Genomic DNA, 18658 nt, shown 5'->3' on the forward strand with positions numbered 1-18658 from the left:
TCCTGGCCAACTAGCTCTCCCCGGCCAGCAGTTCCAGGAAGTCCCGCACCGCGCCGGGCATGTCCACGGCCTCCGGGTCGAGCAGCCACTGGTACTGCAAGCCGTCCAGCACCGCGACGAGCAGCGGCGCGGCCCGCTCGGGCGTGAGCCCGCCCGGCAGCCGCTCCCCGTACTCGGCGCGCAGCACCTCGGCCATCGCCCCGCGCACATCGGCGTAGCGCCGCGTGAAGAACTCCCGCGCCGGGTGCCCCTCGGTCACCGACTCGCCGAGCAGCGCCGAGAAGGTCTGTACGATCCCGGGCCGCATCGCGTTGTACTCGACCAGCGTGCCGAGCAGATCGAGCCGCCACTGGCTGCTCGGCACCGAGTCCCACTGGTCGCGCTCCTCAAGGACGGCGACGAGCAGCGCCTCCTTGGTGGGGAAGTGGTGCAGCAGCCCCTGCTGGGTCAGTCCCACGCGCTCGGCCACCGCCGCCAGGCTCGCGCCCCGGTACCCGCGCTCGGCGATGACGTCGAGCGCGGCCCGCAAGATCTCGGCCCGACGTTCCTGGCTCCTGGCGGTCCTGGTGCTGCTCATGCGGTCACGGTACGACACGGCCAGGGCACGTCCCGATCTTGCAGATAACGGCAGAGTAACGAAACCTACCGCTTCACAAGTCGCGGGTGCAGGATGGAGGCGCCCACACTTCGACGAGGAGGTGCCGACATGGCGCAGCAGGCGGACGACGGCAGGGAGCGGGCCGACCGGGCCCGCGAGGCGGCGGTCGAGGCCGCGCTCGGCAAGCTCGACCTGGACACCAAGGCCCGGCTGCTCGGCGGTCAGGACATGTGGTCGCTGCCCGCGGTCCCCGACATCGGCCTGAAGTCCCTCGTCATGTCCGACGGCCCCATCGGTGTGCGCGGAGTGCGCTGGAGCGCCGACGACCCGTCGATCGCACTGCCGTCCCCGACCGCGCTCGGCGCCACCTGGGACCCTTCGCTCGCGCGCCGTGCGGGTGTGCTGCTCGCCCAGGAGGCCCGCCGCAAGGGCGTCCACGTGCTGCTCGCCCCGACCGTGAACCTGCACCGCTCCCCGCTCGGCGGCCGCCACTTCGAGACGTACAGCGAGGACCCGTACCTCGCCGGGCTCATGGGCACCGGCTACGTCCAGGGCGTCCAGTCCGGCGGCGTCGGCACGACCATGAAGCACTACGTGGCGAACGACGCCGAGACGGACCGCTTCACGGTGAACAACCTGCTCTCCGAACGGGCCCTGCGCGAGCTGTACCTGGCCCCCTTCGAGGCCATCGTCAGGAACGCCCACCCGTGGGGCGTCATGACCGCCTACAACTCCGTCAACGGCACCTCGATGACCGAACACCGTTACCTGGTCAACGAGATCCTGCGCGGCGAGTGGGGCTTCGACGGCTTCAACGTCTCCGACTGGATGGCCGCCCGCTCGACCGTCGGGGACATCAAGGGCGGCCTGGACGTCGCGATGCCCGGCCCGCTGACGGTGTACGGACCGGCGCTGGTCGAGGCCGTCCGCTCCGGCGAGGTCGACGAGTCCGAGGTCGACGGGGCCGTACGCAATGTGCTGCGGCTCGCGGCGCGGGTCGGCGCACTCGAGGGCGCGGAGCCCGTCGTGTCTCCCGCAGGGCTCCCGGCCGAGATCGACGGCGAGGCGCTGGCCCGCGAACTCGCCCACCGCTCCTTCGTCCTCGTCCGCAACTCCGGTGTGCTGCCGCTGCGTCCGGACGCCCGGGTCGCCCTCATCGGGGCCGCCGCGCGCGACGCCCGCGTCCTCGGCGGCGGCTCCGCCACCGTCTTCCCGTCCCGGATCGTCTCACCGCTCGACGGCCTGAGCGCCGCGCTGCCGTCCCTGACATACAGCGTCGGAGCCGACCCCAGCGACGAACTGGCCGTCGCCGACAAGGGGTTCACGCTGCGCGCCATCTGCCGCGACACCGAAGGCACCGTCCTCGGCGAGGGCACGCTCCCGAACGGCCAGGTCCAGTGGCTCGGCGCCGACCTGCCGCCCGGAGTCACCCACGACGCCCTGCACAGCATCGAGGTGACGGGCACCTTCACCCCGCGCGAGAGCGGCGAGCACGCCTTCGGCACGCGCGGCCTCGGCGCCTTCGCCCTCACCGTCGACGGCACGGTCCTGTACGAGGGTGTGCAGGCCCTGGGGGCGGAATCCGACCCCTTCGAGGCGTTCTTCGGCGCCCCGGAGGAACGCGGCAAGGTGACGCTGACGGAGGGCCGCCCGGTCGAGGTCTCGCTCCTCCATACCCTCGACAAGTCCCTGGCCATGCCGCTGCCCGCCGTCCTCTTCAGCCTCGTGCACCTCGACCCGCGCCGGGACGAGGACGCGCTCCTTGCGGAGGCCGTCGCCGCCGCGCGCGACGCCGAGGTCGCCGTCGTCGTGGTCGCCACGACGGACCGCGTGGAGTCCGAGGGCTTCGACCGCGCCGACCTGCGACTCCCGGGCCGCCAGGACGAGTTGGTGCGCGCGGTGGCCGCCGCCAACCCGAACACCGTGGTCGTCGTCAACTCCGGCTCCCCGGTGGAGCTGCCGTGGCGCGAGGACGTCGCCGCCGTGCTGCTGTCGTGGTTCCCCGGCCAGGAGGGCGGCGCCGCCCTCGCCGACGTACTCACCGGAGCCGAGGAACCGGGCGGCCGCCTCCCCACCACGTGGGGCCCGCTGGCCGACGCCCCGGTCACGCAGGTGACACCGGTGGACGGCCAACTCCCTTACGCGGAAGACGTGTTCATCGGCTACCGCGCCTGGGACAAGTCCGGCGCGACTCCCGCCTACCCCTTCGGCCACGGCCTCGGCTACACCGACTGGACGTACGAGTCGATCGCACTCCACGGCACCACGGCGACGGTCCGCATCCGCAACACGGGCGACCGCCCCGGCCGCGAGGTCATCCAGCTCTACGTATCGCCGACCGCCCCCGACGCGACCCGCCCCACCCGCTGGCTCGCCGGCTTCGCAACCGTCACGGCCGCCCCCGGCGAGACGGTCTCGGCCACCATCGACCTCCCCCGCCGCGCCTTCGAGACCTGGGACGAGTCCACGAACGGGTGGACAACACCGGCCACCTCCTACGAGCTCCTCGCCGGCCGCTCCCTGACCGACACCCGCCTACGCACCACTTCAGACCTCAGCGGCGGTTCGGCCAATTCAGACCTCAGCGGCGATCGAGCTGATTTGAGCCCCAGCGGCGATTGAGCTGATTTAAGCCCCTGCGGCGATTGAGCAGGCCTTTCAAGCCCCTGCGGCGATCGAGCCGATTTAAGCCCCTGCGGCGATTGAGCAGCGGGGTCCGGGGCAGAGCCCCGAGTCGTCAACCCCGGCTCCCGAACCGCTACCCCCGGACCCCGAACCGATACACCGTCTCCGACCGATACACATCCCCCGGCCGCACCACGGTCGACGGAAACCCCACCCGGTTCGGCGAATCCGGAAAGTGCTGCGTCTCCAACGCAACCCCATCGCCGGGGGCGAACCCCACCGACTCGTCAAACCCATCCGACGTATACAACTGCACACCCGGCTCAGTCGTGGCAACGCCCACCACCCGCCCGGACCCCGGATCCCGCAACTCGGCCACCTCCACCACCTCGTCACCAACCCCCTTGTCGAGCACGTAGTTGTGGTCGTACCCCGCCTCGACCTTCCGGCTCTCCCGGAAGTCGAACCGCGTCCCGCCCACGTCCACCAGCTCACCGGTCGGAATGAGCCCCTCGTCGACGGCCGTCACACGCCCACCGTCGATCCGCAGTTCGTGACCCCCCACCGCACTCCCGGAGGAGGCCCCGCCGAGATTCCAGTACGTGTGATTGGTCAGGTTCAGATGCGTCGGCGCGTCGGTCATGGCCTCGTAGGCGATCCGCAGCACACCGCCCGCCTTCAGCTCGTACGTCACCGAGACCTCGACCCGCCCCGGGTACCCCTCCTCGCCGTGCGGCGACACACGACTCAGCCGCACCCCGAACTCGCCGAAGGCCTCCGCGTCCCAGACCCGCTTGTCGAAGCCGCGCTCGCCGCCGTGCAGCGCGTTCGGCCCGTTGTTCTGCGCGAGGTGGTAGATCCGCTCGTCCAGCTCGAACCGGCCGCCGGCGATCCGGTTCGCGTACCGCCCGACCACAGCCCCCAGATACGGCTCCGGGTGCTTCAGATACCCGTCCAGATCGGCGAACCCGAGCACCACGTCGGCCACCGCGCCGTCCCGGTCGGGCACCTCCACCGACTGCAGGATCCCGCCGTACGTCAGGACGCGTACCCGCACACCGTCCCGCTCCAGGGTCCACCGGTGGACGGGCGTGCGGTCGGGGTCCGGCAGGGTGCCGAAGAGTTCGCTGCTCATGATCGCGACCTTACGCCCGCGCGCTCCGGCCCTGGCCGGGAGGCTGCTACGGCCGCTCGGCCGTCACTCCGCGGAACGCGAGCGCGGCGAGCCGTGCCTGCCCGTTCACGCTCGGGTGGAACCAGTCCCACTCGCTCAACTGCGCCTGCCCGAACTTGTACCCGAACACGGCCCCGCCGTCGTACCGGCACTTCCTGTCCTTCGCGCAGACCTCGCGCAGCACCTCGTTGTACGCCATCACGCGCGCCTGCACGGAGTCCCGCCGCGCGGTGGCCGCCGATTTCAGGTCGTCCGGATCGGCCAGCATCGAGGCGCAGATGCCGAGCTTCCACACTTGCTTGCCCAGCGGATTCGCCCGCCCCTGCGACCAGAGCCGCTTCAGGTCCGGCACGCTCAGTACGTACACCTGCGCCTTGGGCGCCGTGCGCCGCAACTGCCGCAGGGATTCCTCGAAATCGGCCCGGAAGTCCGCGACAGGGGTCATTCCGGCGGCCGTAGGCCGGCACGCGTCGTTCGACCCGGCCATGACCGTCACCAGCTCGGGCTTCTCGGCCGCCGCCCGATGCATCTGCTCCGGCAGATCGGCCATCCGCGCCCCGGTCCGCGCATGGTTCCAACTGTGCGTCTGTGCGCGGCTCTCACCGAGCAGTCGCACGGCCAGACTCTTGACCGACTTGTCCGTCCCCGTCGCCCACGACACCTTGGGGCAGTCGGAGAGCACCGAGCACGCGTCGAAGCCGCGCGTGATCGAGTCACCCACCGCGGCAACCGAGCGAGGCTTCGTGTCCCACGTGGGAGTGGGCTTCGGCGACGGCTTCGCGGCGCTCGGAGATCCGGAAGGGCCGGGGGAGTTGTCGCCCGTGGCGTCACACGCGGTGAGCGAGGCGACACCGCACACGGCCGCCGTCACGGCGGCGACGGCGGCCCGAACGGCGAACGACCGGTCGCTACGCTTCCGCATCAGCCCTCCTGCCCTCTCCCTCACGCCCCGCCCTCTCTCACTCACCGCCCCGTCTGACGTCGTACGCGGGGGCGGGGTTGCGTCCCGCGGGTGAAAGGTCGGTGTTTGTGACCCCCGGGACCGACAGTACGTCACACTCCTTGCGCTGCTGCGCGATAGCCTCGCCCCGGGATCCCCGGTCGACCCACTGGGGGCCCGCTGTACCGGTTCCGCTAAATTACTACACGTCAGATGTGTCCCTTTTTGTCTAGACCTTTTCGTTCCGGGCAGCAGGGGAAGAAGGCTCGGCACGGGCGCGAGGCCGCTGGGGAAGGCGAACCTCGACCCACACTGGAGGTCCCGGTGACGACACGTGGAGTTCTGTACGTGCACTCCGCTCCGCGCGCGCTGTGCCCGCACGTCGAATGGGCGGTCGCGGGCGTACTCGGCGCGCGCGTCAGCCTCGACTGGATCAGGCAGCCCGCGGCGCCGGGCACCTGGAGATCCGAGTTCTCCTGGCGGGCGGAGGCGGGCACCGCGGCCAAGCTGGCCTCCGCGCTGCGCGGCTGGCAGCTGCTGCGCTTCGAGGTGACGGCCGAACCCTGCGCCGCCGCCGAGGGCGAGCGCTACAGCGCCACCCCCGAACTCGGCATCTTCCACGCCATCACCGGCATCCACGGCGACATCCTCATCCCGGAGGACCGCCTGCGTGCCGCACTGACCCGCTCCAAGGCCGGCGAGACAGACCTGGAGGCCGAACTCGCCGCCCTCCTCGGCAAACCCTGGGACGACGAACTGGAGCCTTTCCGCTACGCCGGCGAAGGCGCCCCCGTCCGATGGCTCCACCAGGTGGTGTGACCCCGGCCTTTTGGGCGCTGAGGGCAGGGCCGCCCAAGGGGGGCACGGGGATCTGCTTTTCAGGGGCGCGGGGAACTGCGCAAACCCACAGCGAATCCGCACCCGCAAACACCAATCACGCCACACACATACGCACGCGAAAAACGGAGTGGGCCCACCCCAGAACCCCGGGGCGGGCCCACTCCCACGTTCAGCGGAGCGCTAGATCGTGCGGAAGGCCAACACCACGTTGTGCCCACCGAAGCCGAACGAGTCGTTCAGCGCGGCGATCCGGCCGTCGACCGGCAGCTTGCGCGCCTCGCCGCGGACGACGTCGGCGGTGCCCTCGGCCTCCGGGTCGAGGTTCTCGACGTTGATGGTCGGCGGAGCCAGGCGGTTGTACAGCGCGAGCACCGACGCCACGGACTCGACACCACCGGCGCCGCCGAGCAGATGCCCGGTCATCGACTTGGTGCCGGAGACGGCGAAGTGGTCGGCCTCGTCACCGAACACCTTGCGCAGCGCCTTCAGCTCGGCGATGTCACCGGCGGGCGTCGACGTCGCGTGCGCGTTGACGTGAACGATCTCCGACGGGTCCAGATCGGTGTTGTCCAGCAGGTTCTGCAGGGCGTGCGCGATGCCGCGGCCCCCCGGCTCCGGCTGCACGATGTCGTGGCTGTCGGCGGAGATGCCCTGGCCGACCGCCTCCGCGTAGACGCGGGCGCCGCGCTCCGCGGCGTGCTCGGCCGACTCCAGGATGACGACGCCCGCGCCCTCACCGAGGACGAAGCCGTCCCGGGCCGTGTCGTAGGGGCGCGACGCACCCTGCGGGTCGTCGTTGTTCTTGGACATCGCCATCATGTTGCCGAACGCGGCGATGGGCAGCGGGTGGATGGCCGCCTCCGTGCCACCGCAGACGACGACGTCGGCGCGGCCCGTGCGGATCATCTCGATGCCGTAGCCGATGGCCTCGGCGCCGGAGGCGCAGGCGGAGACCGGCGTGTGCACACCCGCGCGGGCGTTCACGGCCAGGCCCACGTTGGCCGAAGGGCCGTTGGGCATCAGCATGGGCACGGTGTGCGGGGAGACGCGGCGTACGCCCTTCTCCTTCAGCACGTCGTACTGGTCGAGGAGCGTGGTCACGCCGCCGATGCCGGACGCGATGACGGCGCCAAGACGGTCGGGGTCGACATGCGGGTCGTCGCCCGCCTTGTCGGTGAAACCGGCGTCGGCCCACGCCTCCTTGGCGGCGATCAGCGCGAACTGAGCGGACCGGTCCAGCTTGCGGGCCTGCGGGCGGGGGATGACCTCGCCCGGCTCCACGGCGACCGGCGCCGCGATGCGAACCGCCTGGTCGGCGGCCCACTCCTGCTCGAGGGGCTTGACGCCGGAACGTCCGGCGACCAGTCCCTCCCAGGTGGATGTCGCGTCGCCACCCAGCGGTGTGGTTGCGCCGATACCGGTGACGACCACGGTGCGATTGGTCGAGCTCACAGGAATTCTTTCTCCAACGGATCCGAGGGATTCAGCGGCGCCACCGCCGGGTGGCGGAGCGACTGACCAACGGGCTGAGCCTGAGGCTCAGGCAGCCTGGTGGTCGAGGATGTACTTCGTGGCGTCGCCGACGGTCTTGAGGTTCTTGACGTCGTCGTCCGGGATCTTGACGTCGAAGCGCTCTTCGGCGGCGACGACGACCTCGACCATGGACAGCGAGTCGACGTCCAGGTCATCGGTGAAGGACTTGTCCAGCTGGACGTCCTCGGTGGGGATCCCGGCGATCTCGTTCACGATCTCGGCGAGACCGGCGACGATCTCTTCCTGAGTGGCGGCCATTGTGGCGCTCCTTCGGTGTGTATCCAGAGGGTGTGGCGGCAGCTGTCCGGATCCGAAGATCCGGACGAGTTGCCTAGGGGAGGGTAACGACCGTGGCGGCGTACACGAGACCCGCCCCGAAGCCGATGACGAGCGCAGTGTCGCCGCTCTTCGCCTCGCCGGTCGCCAGAAGCCGCTCCATCGCGAGCGGAATCGAGGCGGCCGACGTGTTGCCGGTGGTGCGGATGTCACGGGCGACCGTGACATGCTCCGGCAGTTTCAGAGTCTTCACCATCGAGTCGATGATCCGCTCGTTGGCCTGGTGCGGAATGAAGACATCCAGGTCGTCCGGGTTGATCCCGGCCGCGTCCAGCGCCTGCTGGGCGACCTTCGCCATCTCGAACACGGCCCAGCGGAAGACCGCCTGGCCCTCCTGCGTGATCGCAGGGAACTTGATGTTGCCCTCGGAGTCCACGGGCAACTGCGTGACATCCCCGACGTGGTACTTGTCCCACGGCACGGTCTGCTTGATGGTGCCGGCCTTGTCGCCCTCGGAGCCCCACACGGTCGGGCCGATCTCGGGCTCCTGGGACGGACCGACGATCACGGCACCGGCGCCGTCACCGAACAGGAAGGCCGTCGCGCGGTCCTCCAGGTCGGTGAGGTCGGACAGCCGCTCCACGCCGATGACAAGTACGTACTCGGCACTGCCCTCGACGATCATGCCCTTCGCGAGCGTGAGGCCGTAGCCGAAACCGGCGCAGCCCGCGGAGATGTCGAACGCGGCGGCCTTGTCCGTGCCGAGCTTGTCCGCGATCTCCGTCGCGATGGCCGGTGTCTGCGCGAAGTGCGAGACGGTCGACACGACCACGGAGCCGATCTGCTCCGGCCGGATACCCGCGTCGGCGATGGCCTTGCCGGACGCCTCGACCGACATCATCGCCACGGTCTCCTCGTCACTGGCCCAGTGACGGGTGGCGATGCCGGAGCGCGAGCGGATCCACTCGTCGGACGAGTCGATCTTCTCGAGGATCACCTCGTTGGGCACGACCCGGGTCGGACGGTAGCCGCCGACGCCGAGGATGCGCGCGTACGGGGCACCCTTGCTGGGCTTGATCTTCGACATGCTGCTCGGATCTCCTTGTCAGGCCGTGGCTGCTGCGGCTGTTTCGGCGATCAGGGCGCGGGCTGCGTCGAGGTCGTCGGGGGTCTTCAGGGCGAGAGTCTTGACGCCGGGGAGCGCGCGCTTGGCGATCCCGGTGAGGGTGCCGCCCGGGCACACCTCGATGAGCGCGGTCACGCCGAGCTCCTTGAACGTCTCCATGCACAGGTCCCAGCGGACCGGGTTCGCGACCTGGCCGACCAGGCGGGATACCACCTCGGCGCCGGACGCGACGGCCTTGCCGTCCTTGTTCGACACGTACGCGACCGTGGGGTCGGCCGGGGCCAGCTCCTTGGCGGCCTCCTCCAGCTTCGCCACGGCCGGAGCCATGTGCCGGGTGTGGAACGCGCCCGCCACCTTCAGCGGCACCACGCGGCGCACGCCCTCGGGCTTGTCGGCCTCGAGCGCGGCCAGCTCCTCCAGCGTGCCGGCGGCCACGATCTGGCCCGCGCCGTTCACATTCGCCGGCGTCAGGCCGAGCTTCTCCAGGTGCGGGACGGTGACCTCGGGGTCGCCGCCGAGCAGCGCCGACATCCCCGTCTCCGTGATCGCCGCGGCCTCCGCCATGGCCAGACCGCGCGTGCGCACGAGCTTCAGCGCGGTGGCCTCGTCGAGCACCCCCGCGAACGCCGCGGCGGTGATCTCACCGACGCTGTGCCCCGCCACGGCGCCCGGCGCGACATCGCCGAGCGCGGAGGCGGAGAGCAGCCCGGCCGCGACAAGGAGCGGCTGGGCCACGGCCGTGTCACGGATCGCGTCCGCGTCGGCCTGCGTGCCGTAGTGGGCAAGGTCGAGGCCGATGGCGTCGGACCACGCGGCAAGGCGGTCCGCGGCACCGGGGAGTTCGAGCCAGGGAGTCAGGAAGCCGGGCGTCTGGGCGCCTTGGCCGGGAGCGACGAGTACGAGCACTCTCACACTCTCTCTTGGGGACGGGTCGGGCCGCCGGTGGGGACAGGGACGAAGAACCGAAGGGGGAATTGTAGACCCCCGACAAAAGCCTACGGCTGGGGATCGGCCTCGGCCAGACGCCCCAGGATGAGGGCGATGCGCAGGGTGAACGCCGAGCGGACGTCCGAAGGCGACCACCCGGTGACGTCGGTCACACGTCGAAGCCGGTAGCGGACGGTATTCGGATGCACGAAGAGCATCCGGGCCGCGCCCTCCAGACTGCTTGCCTGTTCCAGATAGACGCTGAGCGTCTCGAGGAGCGCCGAGCCCGCCTCCTCGAGCGGTCTGTAGATCTCCTCCACCAACTGGTCCCGCGCGGCGGGGTCTCCTGCGATCGCGCGCTCCGGAAGCAGATCGTCCGCCAGAACAGGACGCGGAGCGTCCTGCCAGGCGCCGCACGCCTTGAGCCCGGCGGCCGCGGCCTGGGCGGACCGGGTGGCGGCCAACAGGTCCGGCACCACGGGCCCGGCGACCACGGGTCCCGCCGCGAACGGCCCGATCAGCGACTTCGCCACGGCCAGCGGATTGTCGCTGCCACCCGCGATCACCACGAGCCGGTTCCCGAGCACTCCGGTCAGGACCTGCAACTTGGCGTGGCGCGAGGCCCGCCGGATCGCCTCCACCGTCAGTTCGCTGTCCCCGTCGGGCGCCGTGCCGAGTACCACGCACACGTGCTCGGGGGAGTTCCAGCCGAGCGCCGCGGCCCGGCTGATCGCGCCCTCGTCGGCCTCCCCGGACAGCACGGCGTTCACGACGAGCGACTCGAGCCGCGCGTCCCAGGCGCCCCGCGCCTCCGCCGCCTGCGCGTACACCTGGGCGGTCGCGAACGCGATCTCCCGCGCGTACACGAGCAGCGCCTCCCGCAGCACGCTCTCGTCGCCGGGCGCCGCCACCTCGTCGATCGCGGACTCCATGACCTCGATCGTCGTCCGCACCATCTCCACGGTCTGGCGCAGCGTGATCGCCCGGGTCAACTCCCGGGGCGCGGTGCCGAACACGTCCGTCGAGATGGCCTGCGGGGCGTCCGGGCGCCGGAACCACTCGGTGAACGCGGCGATACCCGCCTGCGCCACCAGACCGATCCACGACCGGTTCTCCGGAGGCATCGCCCGGTACCAGGGCAACGTCTCGTCCATGCGCGTAATCGCCTGCGCGGCGAGTGCCCCGGAGGATTTCTCCAGACGCTTCAGGGTCGCCGAGTGCGGGTGAGGCTCCACGGGGCCGCCTGGACGGTCCGCTGGTTCGTTCGCTGAGGGCTGCTCTGATTCCGATTGGGGCACGGGGACAAGACTGCCTTATCGGGACGGCTCAGCGGAGTGGAGGGTCCGAGGCGAGCCCGTCGAAAGGCCGGAAACGAGGGCTACCGTGTACCGCGTGATTGATGTACGCCGCTCCGACGACCGCGCTGCATCTCCCCGGGGGACGCCCCCCCCGGACCCCCAGCCCGAACGACAGGCCCGCGGTGCTGCCAGGAGACGAACCTGCATGATTGACGTACGCCGCTCCGACGACCGCTACCTCGGCGGCGAACCCGAGGCGGGGATCGAATCCCTCCACGCGTTCTCCTTCGGCCCGCACTACGACCCGGACAACCTGCGCTTCGGCGCGATCCTCGCCTGCAACGAGGAGCGTCTCGCGCCGGGCGCCGGCTTCGGCGAACACCCCCACAGCCACACGGAGATCGTCACCTGGGTCGTCACCGGCGAGCTCACCCACCGCGACTCCACCGGCCACGAATCCGTGGTCCGCCCCGGCGATGTGCAGCGCCTCAGCTCCGGTGGCGGTGTCCGCCACGTCGAACGCAACGACGGCGTCGAGCCCCTCACCTTCGTTCAGATGTGGCTCGCCCCCCTCGACCCGGGAGGCGACCCTGCGTACGAGGTGGTGCACGGCATCGCGGACTCCACCCCCTACGACGTCCCCGCAGCGGGCGCCATGCTGCACGTCCGACGCCTGGCGGCAGGGGAGCGAGGAGAGGTGCCGACCGCCCCGTATGTCTACATCCACGTGGTGCAGGGTGAAGTGCGGCTCGGGGACACGGAGTTGGCCGACGGGGACGCCGCCCGCATCACCGCGGAGACCGGCCTCGAGGTACTGGCGGCGACGGAGACACAGCTGCTGCTCTGGGAGATGGACGGGTGACCCGAGGGGCCCGATGCACCCGTTCCGCGGTCAGACCTCCGCGAGCACCGCGTCGGTGAACGGCGGCCACACCTCGGCCGCCCACGGCCCGAACGCCCGGTCCGTCAGAGCCACACAGGCCACCCCGGCATCCGGGTCCACCCACAGGAACGTGCCCGACTGCCCGAAGTGCCCGAACGTCCGCGACGACGACGAACTCCCCGTCCAGTGCGGCGACTTGTGGTCCCGGATCTCGAATCCGAGGCCCCAGTCGTTCGGGTTCTGGTGCCCGTACCCGGGAAGCACGCCCTTCGTGCCCGGGTACTGCACGGTCATCGCCTCGGCCACGGTCCGCGGGTCGAGCAGTCGAGGCGCCTGCACCTCGGCGGCGAACCGCACCAGGTCGTCCACCGTCGACACACCGTCCTTGGCGGGCGAACCGTCGAGCGCCGTCGCCGTCATGCCCAGCGGTTCGAGCACGGCCTGGCGCAGGTACTCGCCGAACGGAATGTCCGTCGCCTTCGCGATGTGGTCCCCGAGCACCTCGAAGCCCGCGTTCGAGTACAGCCGCCGGGTTCCCGGCTCCGACGTCGTTCTGTGCTCGTCGAAGGCGAGTCCGCTGGTGTGGGCCAGCAGATGCCGGACCGTCGAGCCCTCGGGGCCCGCCGGCTCCTCGAACTCGATCGCCCCTTCCTCGTACGCGACCAGTGCCGCGTAGGCCGCGAGCGGCTTGGTGACCGAGGCCAGCGGGAAACGGTGGGCCGTGGGTCCCCGGGTCCCCAGTACCGTGCCGTCCGCACGGACGACGGCTGCTGCGGCGGTCGGTACCGGCCAGTTCTCGATCAACGCGAGGCTCTGCATGCCTACGAGCCTAATTCCTCGCTGTCGTCGTCAGAGAGTCAGCCTCATCGCGGGTGCGGGAGTGCGAGCGAAGCCGAGGGAGGAGTACAGGGGCTCACCCTCGGTGGAGGCGTGCAGGTCGATGCGGCGCACGGCCCGCTCCTTGAACCAGGCCAGCAGCGCATCCATGCAGGCCCGTGAGTAGCCGCGGCGTCGGTACGCCGGATCGGTGCAGACATTGAAGACGTGCCCCGAAGTACCCTCCGGGTTTCCGGGGCTGCCCAGGCTGAGGTTGACCGTGCCGGTCACACAGGCCGCGAGCGCGCCAGGAACATCCGGCGCCTCGACCACGAAGACCACCAACGGGCCACTCCCGTCGGCCAGATGGGACCGCAGGGCCCGCGCCGTGTACGGCTGCCACTCCACGTCGTCGCTCGGTCGCATCGCGTCCAGCATGATCTTGCGCAGGCGGACCAGTTCCTCGGCATCGGCAGGCGTGGCACGGCGTACGGCAGTCATGGCCCGCACCGTAGCCCGAGCGTCTTCGAGGTGTCGTCCCGAATTTGTTTGCCGTGCTTGCTTGGAGTGCACTCCAAGGTTCTAGCGTGGGGGCCATGACGGTGATGGAGACCACGCCCCGGTCCCGCGCGGCGACCCGGAAGACCGACCACTGTGCCGCGGCGCCACCCGCGCACCCCCGCCCGGAGGGCCAGGACCACTACACCATCAGCGAGGTCGTCGCCCTCACCGGACTGACCGCCCACACCTTGCGCTGGTACGAACGGATCGGCCTGATGCCCGACGTCGACCGCTCGCACACCGGGCAGCGCCGCTACAGCAACCGTGACCTGGACTGGCTGGCGCTCGTCGGCAAGCTCCGGCTCACCGGGATGCCGGTGGCCGACATGGTGCGCTACGCCGAGCTCGTGCGCCGGGGTGAGGAGACCTTCGACGAGCGCAGGGAACTGCTCGAAGCGACCCGCCGCGACGTCCTGAACCGGGTGGCGGAGCTGCAGGACACCCTGGCTGTGCTGGACTACAAGATCGACTTCTATGCGGGCGCCCGACCGGCGCCGGAAAGGGCGTGAACCGCATGAGCAGCACGGAGCGGACGCCGCGGGCGGGCGAGCAGCGGCGCATTCCCACTGTTGAGTTGGGAAACAACGGGCCCGTAGTGGGCATTCAGGGCCTCGGCTGCATGGGGATGAGCTGGGCCTATGGACCGACGGACGCCGACGAGGCAAGGGCGACCCTGGAGCGGGCCCTTGAACTCGGCGTCACCTTGTTCGACACCGCCGACGCCTACGGTGCCGGTGAGAACGAGAAGTTCCTCTCTCCTTTCGTCAAGGCGCATCGGGACGAGATCGTCCTGGCGACCAAGTTCGCCATCGGGTCCGATCCGAGCGACCCGTACAAGCGAGTCATCCGAAACGACCCCGCCTACATCAGGACCTGCATCGACGCCAGCCTCCAACGCCTGGGCGTCGATGCGGTCGACCTGTACTACATGCACCGCCGCGACCCCGAGGTGCCGATCGAGGAGTCGGTCGGCGCGATGGCCGAACTCGTCACCGCCGGCAAGGTCAAGCACCTCGGCCTGAGTGAGGTCACCGCCGCCGAACTGCGCGCCGCCCACACCGTCCATCCGATCGCGGCCGTCCAGTCCGAGTGGTCCCTCTTCAGCAGGGACATCGAACGCTCGGTCGTGCCCGCCGCCGCGGAGCTCGGCGTCGCGCTCGTCCCGTACTCCCCGCTCGGCCGTGGCTTCCTCACCGGCGCCTTCGTCTCCGCCGACAAGGAACTCGCAGGCGACGACTTCCGACGCCAACAGCCCCGGTTCACCGGTGACAACGCCACTGCCAACGCGGCCCTGTTGGAGCCGATCCGGCAGATCGCCGACGCCCATGGCGCCTCACTCGGTCAGATCGCGCTGGCCTGGGTGCAGCAGCGGGCGGAGGCCTTCGGCCTCGGTGTCGTCCCGATCCCCGGCACCCGCAAGCGCACGCGCGTCGAGGAGAACACCGCCGCTACCCGCATCGTGCTCACCGACGAGGAACGGTCATTCCTCGAGCCGATCGCCTCCAAGGTCTCGGGTGACCGGTACGCGGACATGACCCCCACATCGGCCGGCCGCGAGTAGGCGGACAGACCATGGGGTCATGACGCACCTCCGGTGGCTATGTCGGCGAAGGCGCGCAGCGAGTCGGTGCCCGGCGCGAAGTAGCCCGTATGTCCCTGTGCCCGTTCGGCGGGCACCCGGCGGGCTCCGAAGGACGGGTCCGTCGGGTCGGCTCCGTGCCCAAGACCGAACAGCTCGACGTTCGGCACCTTGCCGATCCAGTCGCTGTCGTCGCGGGCCGCCCACACTCTGGCGCGGGTGTGCAGTTCGGCGACCGTGTCGGCATGCAGTCCGGGCGAACCGAGGGCCACAAGGTCCGCTGCGGGAAGCCGGGACGCGGCGAGCCCGCACACCACCGACCCGTAGCTGTGGCAGAAGACGGCCGGCTTCGGGGTGCCCGACGCGGTGAGGCCCTGGACGAAGCGGGCCAGCCTGGGGGCTCCCGCCTCGGCGAGTCGACCGGTGGCAGCGTCCGGGCCCAGACCCACCGGAGTGGTGTATCCGGCCCACGCCACCACGGCTGTCTGCCCGCCCGTCGCCCGGTGCAGCGAGCGCGCCATCCCGGCCGGCGTCCCGTACACGTCCCTGGCCCGGTCGAACGTACCCAGGTCGATATCGGAACCCGGCACGATCACGGAGACGTGCCGAGCCGCCTCCAAGTCCCCGTAGACCTCGGCGACCTGGCCACGCCCACGGGGATCGAAGGCGAGTATCCGGCGGCCCTGCGCGAGCAGTTGGGAGCAGCGGGCGGCGAGCGCACGTGCCGTGGACCGCTGTTGCTCTGTGAGTGTCCGGTCCTTGGCGTCGGCGCGGGCCCGGGCCTGCTCGGCCCGCAGCGACAGTGTGTTCGCCTCGTACCGCAGCGCGATCGGGGCTCCGTCCATATTGCCGACGACCGACGGATGCCGCGCGACCAGATCGTGCCGTTCCGCTCCGCTCAACCCGCGGAAGAAGAGCGCTACTTGCGAGGGCTTCGCCGTCGCGGGGTCGGGCAGTCCGCGGCCCAGCGAATCGTCCGCACGCCACGATGCGGAGCCCGGGGGCGGGCCGGTGAGCGGGTGCTGCTCCTGGCCCGATGCCCAACCCGCCGTGCCGGACACGGCGATTGCCGTGAGCGCGGCGGCTGCCACGGCGCGACGGCCGCGTTTTTTCCAAGAGTTCAGACCCATCGCCCGTCTCCCCTTCGTCCAGTGGTGTGACGAGAGGAAGGTAGGAGGACGGACGCGGTCTGGACGTCACACTGCGGAGCCAACTAGCGCCTGATACCTGGGTACTCAGGCCGATACCGCAGTAGGGGGTCGGGCGTCTCAGGACGGGCGATTCACTGTCCGCCGGGTTCGACAAGCCCCGATTCATACGCGAAGATCACGGCCTGTGCACGGTCTCGCAGGCCCAACTTCGCCAGCACGCGGCCGATATGGGTCTTCACCGTCTGCTCGGCCAGCACCAACTTCTGCGCGATCTCCTGGTTGGACAGCCCGCGCGCGATCAGCTCGAGAACCTCGGCCTCACGCGGTGTCAGGCTCTTCAGCAGCGGAGAGTTGCTCTTGCGGTTCGCGGGGCGGGTCTTGGCGAAGTCCGCGATGAGCCGCTTGGTGACCGTCGGAGCGAGCAGTGCCTCACCGGCCGCGATCACACGCACCGCGGCGATCAGATCGGCCGGTGGCGCGTCCTTGAGCAGAAACCCGGACGCGCCCGCCCGCAGCGCGGCGTACACATAGTCGTCGACGTCGAACGTGGTGAGCATCAGCACCTTCGGCTGGTGCACCACACCGGGAGGCGGGTCCAGCAACTCCTTGGCAGCGGCCAGCCCGTCCATCTCGGGCATCCGTACATCCATGAGAACGACATCGGGGTGCGTGGAGCGGCTCACCTGGACGCCCTCCTTGCCGTCCGGGGCCTCGCCCACGACGTCGATGTCGCTCTGCGCGTTGAGCAGCGCGGCGAACCCCGCCCGCACCATGCTCTGGTCGTCGACGATGATCACGCGGATGGTCATGCGTGCCGAATTCCTTTACGCCGTCGGGGAGTCGGGCACGGTCAACGGGAGCCGGGCCGCGACACGGAAACCTCCGTCGGACAGCGGGCCCACGTCCAGCGTGCCGCCGACCAACCGTACGCGCTCGTTCATCCCTATCAGTCCGTGTCCGGTACCGGCGGTCGATTCGACGGGCGACACCGGGTCCGCCGCCGGCCCGTTGACCACGACGACCAGGAGGGCGTCGTCGTCGAGGCCGATGGAGATCTGAGTCCGTGCACCCGGAGCGTGCCGCACCACGTTCGACAACGCCTCCTGCACGATGCGGTACGCGGAGAGGTCCACCGCTGGGGGCACCTGGACCAGTTCCCCGACGAGAGTCAGCTCCGGATAGGACAGTTCGGCAGGCACCCCGCCTCGTACGGTCGCCTCGACCAACTGGCGCAGATGCGCGAGGCCGGGCTGCGGCAGCAGGTCGCCCTGCGCCTCCTCGCTGCGCAGGACCGCGAGGAGACGACGCATCTCGGTCAGCGACGCGCGCGCACCCGTGGCGATCGACTCGAACTCCTCGCGCGCCTCGCCGGGCAGGTCCTGCAGCCGGTAGGGCGCGGAGTCCGCCTGCACGGTGATCACCGACATGTGGTGGGCGACGACGTCGTGCAGCTCGCGCGCGATCCTGGCCCGCTCCTCGAGCAGTGTTCTGCGGGTCCGCTCTGCCTCGCTGATCGTCTCCTGCACGACGAGCTTGCGTCTGGTCTCGCCGCGCTCCCGCAGCAGGGCTCCCAGGAGCAGCACTCCACCGCTCAGGACGATGAGGAGTACTCCCGTGTCCTGGCTGGTGCTGTCGCGGAACATGCCGACCGCGATGCTGGCGGCGACGGTCACCAGCCAGATGTTGACGAGAGTGCGACGGCTCTCTCGCAGAGCCAGCGCGATGCACAGCACCAGATACGCGACGATCACCATGGGTGTCCACGGCGACGGATGGTGGGCGTCTCCCTGGAAGACCGGGATCGTGCCCAGCACGGCCGCGGTGATCATGATGTACCAGGCGGCCAGCGGCCGGCTCACGGCGAGGACCAGGGGAGCGGACTGTGCCACGCCGATCGCCGCGGCGAGGCCACCTCCGACCCCGTAGTCGTTCGACAGAACCTGGGTCGTGACCGGAATCAGCGACGCGGTGAAGCCCAGCGCGATCAGATAGGGCAGCAGCCGCATCCAACGGCGGGGCGCGTGCGCCAGCAGGGGTTCCGACCGGTCGTCGCCCAGGGCCGCGGTCAACGTCGCCCCGGCCGAGGCCAGCCGGTCGCTCAGTCCACGCACTGCTCCGGTCATGCGCCGAGAGCCCGCCCGACCGGAACCGTCTTCCGGTGGGCGGGGCGTTTTCTCGGGTGATGGCGGTGCAGTGCTCATGGCCAGATCAGCGTAGACACCCGGGCCCGATCGCGCCGTCATACCGGAGTGCTCAACCGCACCCCCTACCCAGGTATGAGAGGGCCGGCGGTCGGGGGTGGCGGTGTCCCCAGTGACGGGTCGCGCGGCC

Annotated in this window: 18 protein-coding genes; 5 read left to right on the top strand and 13 right to left on the bottom strand. The window is 70.5% G+C overall.

The genetic code is table 11. From position 1 onward, the window contains the following. Positions 1 to 10: 10 nt before the first annotated feature. Positions 11 to 577 carry a TetR/AcrR family transcriptional regulator gene (locus ACIRHA_RS37730; protein ID WP_403855386.1) on the bottom strand — a complete coding sequence of 189 codons (567 nt, stop codon included), beginning with the start codon at positions 575 to 577 and terminating at the stop codon, positions 11 to 13. Between the two features lie 129 nt (positions 578 to 706). Between ACIRHA_RS37730 and ACIRHA_RS37735 the strand changes: the two genes are divergently transcribed. Beyond that, positions 707 to 3220 carry a beta-glucosidase gene (locus ACIRHA_RS37735; RefSeq protein WP_403855388.1) on the top strand — a complete coding sequence of 838 codons (2514 nt, stop codon included), beginning with the start codon at positions 707 to 709 and terminating at the stop codon, positions 3218 to 3220. A gap of 136 nt (positions 3221 to 3356) precedes the next feature. On the opposite strand, the gene ACIRHA_RS37740 is transcribed toward ACIRHA_RS37735, so the two are convergent. After that, entirely contained in the window at positions 3357 to 4358 is a 1002-nt protein-coding gene (locus tag ACIRHA_RS37740; RefSeq protein ID WP_403855390.1) for an aldose epimerase family protein, read from the bottom strand. A 46-nt stretch (positions 4359 to 4404) separates the two neighbouring features. After that, the gene (locus tag ACIRHA_RS37745) at positions 4405 to 5319 is read right to left on the bottom strand and encodes an SGNH/GDSL hydrolase family protein (RefSeq protein WP_403855392.1); all 915 of its coding nucleotides are present in this window, start codon (positions 5317 to 5319) and stop codon (positions 4405 to 4407) included. A 342-nt stretch (positions 5320 to 5661) separates the two neighbouring features. Between ACIRHA_RS37745 and ACIRHA_RS37750 the strand changes: the two genes are divergently transcribed. Then, positions 5662 to 6156, top strand: coding sequence for a DUF3145 domain-containing protein (locus ACIRHA_RS37750; protein ID WP_403855394.1), 495 nt, complete (start codon positions 5662 to 5664; stop codon positions 6154 to 6156). Positions 6157 to 6357: 201 nt separating this feature from the next. Here the strand turns inward: ACIRHA_RS37750 and ACIRHA_RS37755 are convergent, their stop codons facing one another. The 5 genes from ACIRHA_RS37755 to fasR all read right to left on the bottom strand — a co-directional run bounded on the left by ACIRHA_RS37755 (position 6358) and on the right by fasR (position 11274). Continuing rightward, positions 6358 to 7629 carry a beta-ketoacyl-[acyl-carrier-protein] synthase family protein gene (locus ACIRHA_RS37755; RefSeq protein ID WP_403855396.1) on the bottom strand — a complete coding sequence of 424 codons (1272 nt, stop codon included), beginning with the start codon at positions 7627 to 7629 and terminating at the stop codon, positions 6358 to 6360. An 87-nt stretch (positions 7630 to 7716) separates the two neighbouring features. After that, positions 7717 to 7968, bottom strand: coding sequence for an acyl carrier protein (locus tag ACIRHA_RS37760; RefSeq protein WP_403855398.1), 252 nt, complete (start codon positions 7966 to 7968; stop codon positions 7717 to 7719). 73 nt (positions 7969 to 8041) lie between these two features. After that, a complete protein-coding gene (locus ACIRHA_RS37765) occupies positions 8042 to 9073 on the bottom strand; it encodes a ketoacyl-ACP synthase III (protein ID WP_403855400.1) in 1032 nt (343 codons plus the stop codon). 18 nt (positions 9074 to 9091) lie between these two features. Then, on the bottom strand, positions 9092 to 10018 hold the full coding sequence (locus tag ACIRHA_RS37770) for an ACP S-malonyltransferase (RefSeq protein ID WP_403855402.1): 927 nt from the start codon (positions 10016 to 10018) through the stop codon (positions 9092 to 9094). An 89-nt stretch (positions 10019 to 10107) separates the two neighbouring features. Continuing rightward, entirely contained in the window at positions 10108 to 11274 is a 1167-nt protein-coding gene (gene fasR / locus ACIRHA_RS37775; protein WP_403855404.1) for a fatty acid biosynthesis transcriptional regulator FasR, read from the bottom strand. Between the two features lie 268 nt (positions 11275 to 11542). Between fasR and ACIRHA_RS37780 the strand changes: the two genes are divergently transcribed. Then, the gene (locus tag ACIRHA_RS37780; protein WP_403855406.1) at positions 11543 to 12199 is read left to right on the top strand and encodes a pirin family protein; all 657 of its coding nucleotides are present in this window, start codon (positions 11543 to 11545) and stop codon (positions 12197 to 12199) included. 30 nt (positions 12200 to 12229) lie between these two features. On the opposite strand, the gene ACIRHA_RS37785 is transcribed toward ACIRHA_RS37780, so the two are convergent. Beyond that, positions 12230 to 13039 (bottom strand): serine hydrolase domain-containing protein, encoded by an 810-nt coding sequence (locus ACIRHA_RS37785; protein WP_403855408.1) that lies wholly within the window; start codon positions 13037 to 13039, stop codon positions 12230 to 12232. Between the two features lie 30 nt (positions 13040 to 13069). Continuing rightward, positions 13070 to 13537 carry a GNAT family N-acetyltransferase gene (locus ACIRHA_RS37790; RefSeq protein ID WP_403855410.1) on the bottom strand — a complete coding sequence of 156 codons (468 nt, stop codon included), beginning with the start codon at positions 13535 to 13537 and terminating at the stop codon, positions 13070 to 13072. Between the two features lie 95 nt (positions 13538 to 13632). Here ACIRHA_RS37790 and ACIRHA_RS37795 point away from each other — a divergent pair, with 95 nt between their 5' ends. Together ACIRHA_RS37795 and ACIRHA_RS37800 are read left to right on the top strand one after the other, a co-directional pair. After that, a complete protein-coding gene (locus ACIRHA_RS37795; protein WP_403855413.1) occupies positions 13633 to 14106 on the top strand; it encodes a MerR family transcriptional regulator in 474 nt (157 codons plus the stop codon). Positions 14107 to 14111: 5 nt separating this feature from the next. Next, the gene (locus ACIRHA_RS37800) at positions 14112 to 15158 is read left to right on the top strand and encodes an aldo/keto reductase (RefSeq protein WP_403855415.1); all 1047 of its coding nucleotides are present in this window, start codon (positions 14112 to 14114) and stop codon (positions 15156 to 15158) included. Positions 15159 to 15175: 17 nt separating this feature from the next. Here the strand turns inward: ACIRHA_RS37800 and ACIRHA_RS37805 are convergent, their stop codons facing one another. From ACIRHA_RS37805 to ACIRHA_RS37815, 3 genes are all read right to left on the bottom strand, one after another. Beyond that, positions 15176 to 16306: an alpha/beta hydrolase gene (locus ACIRHA_RS37805; RefSeq protein WP_403855417.1), complete on the bottom strand. Its 1131-nt coding sequence runs from the start codon at positions 16304 to 16306 to the stop codon at positions 15176 to 15178. Positions 16307 to 16458: 152 nt separating this feature from the next. Continuing rightward, positions 16459 to 17136 (bottom strand): response regulator, encoded by a 678-nt coding sequence (locus tag ACIRHA_RS37810; protein ID WP_403855419.1) that lies wholly within the window; start codon positions 17134 to 17136, stop codon positions 16459 to 16461. A gap of 15 nt (positions 17137 to 17151) precedes the next feature. Then, complete coding sequence (locus tag ACIRHA_RS37815) at positions 17152 to 18528, bottom strand: sensor histidine kinase (RefSeq protein ID WP_403855421.1); 1377 nt, start codon at positions 18526 to 18528, stop codon at positions 17152 to 17154. Positions 18529 to 18658: the final 130 nt, after the last annotated feature.

The organism is Streptomyces sp. NPDC102360, from assembly GCF_044766085.1.
In the GTDB taxonomy this organism is placed as follows: Bacteria; Actinomycetota; Actinomycetes; order Streptomycetales; family Streptomycetaceae; genus Streptomyces.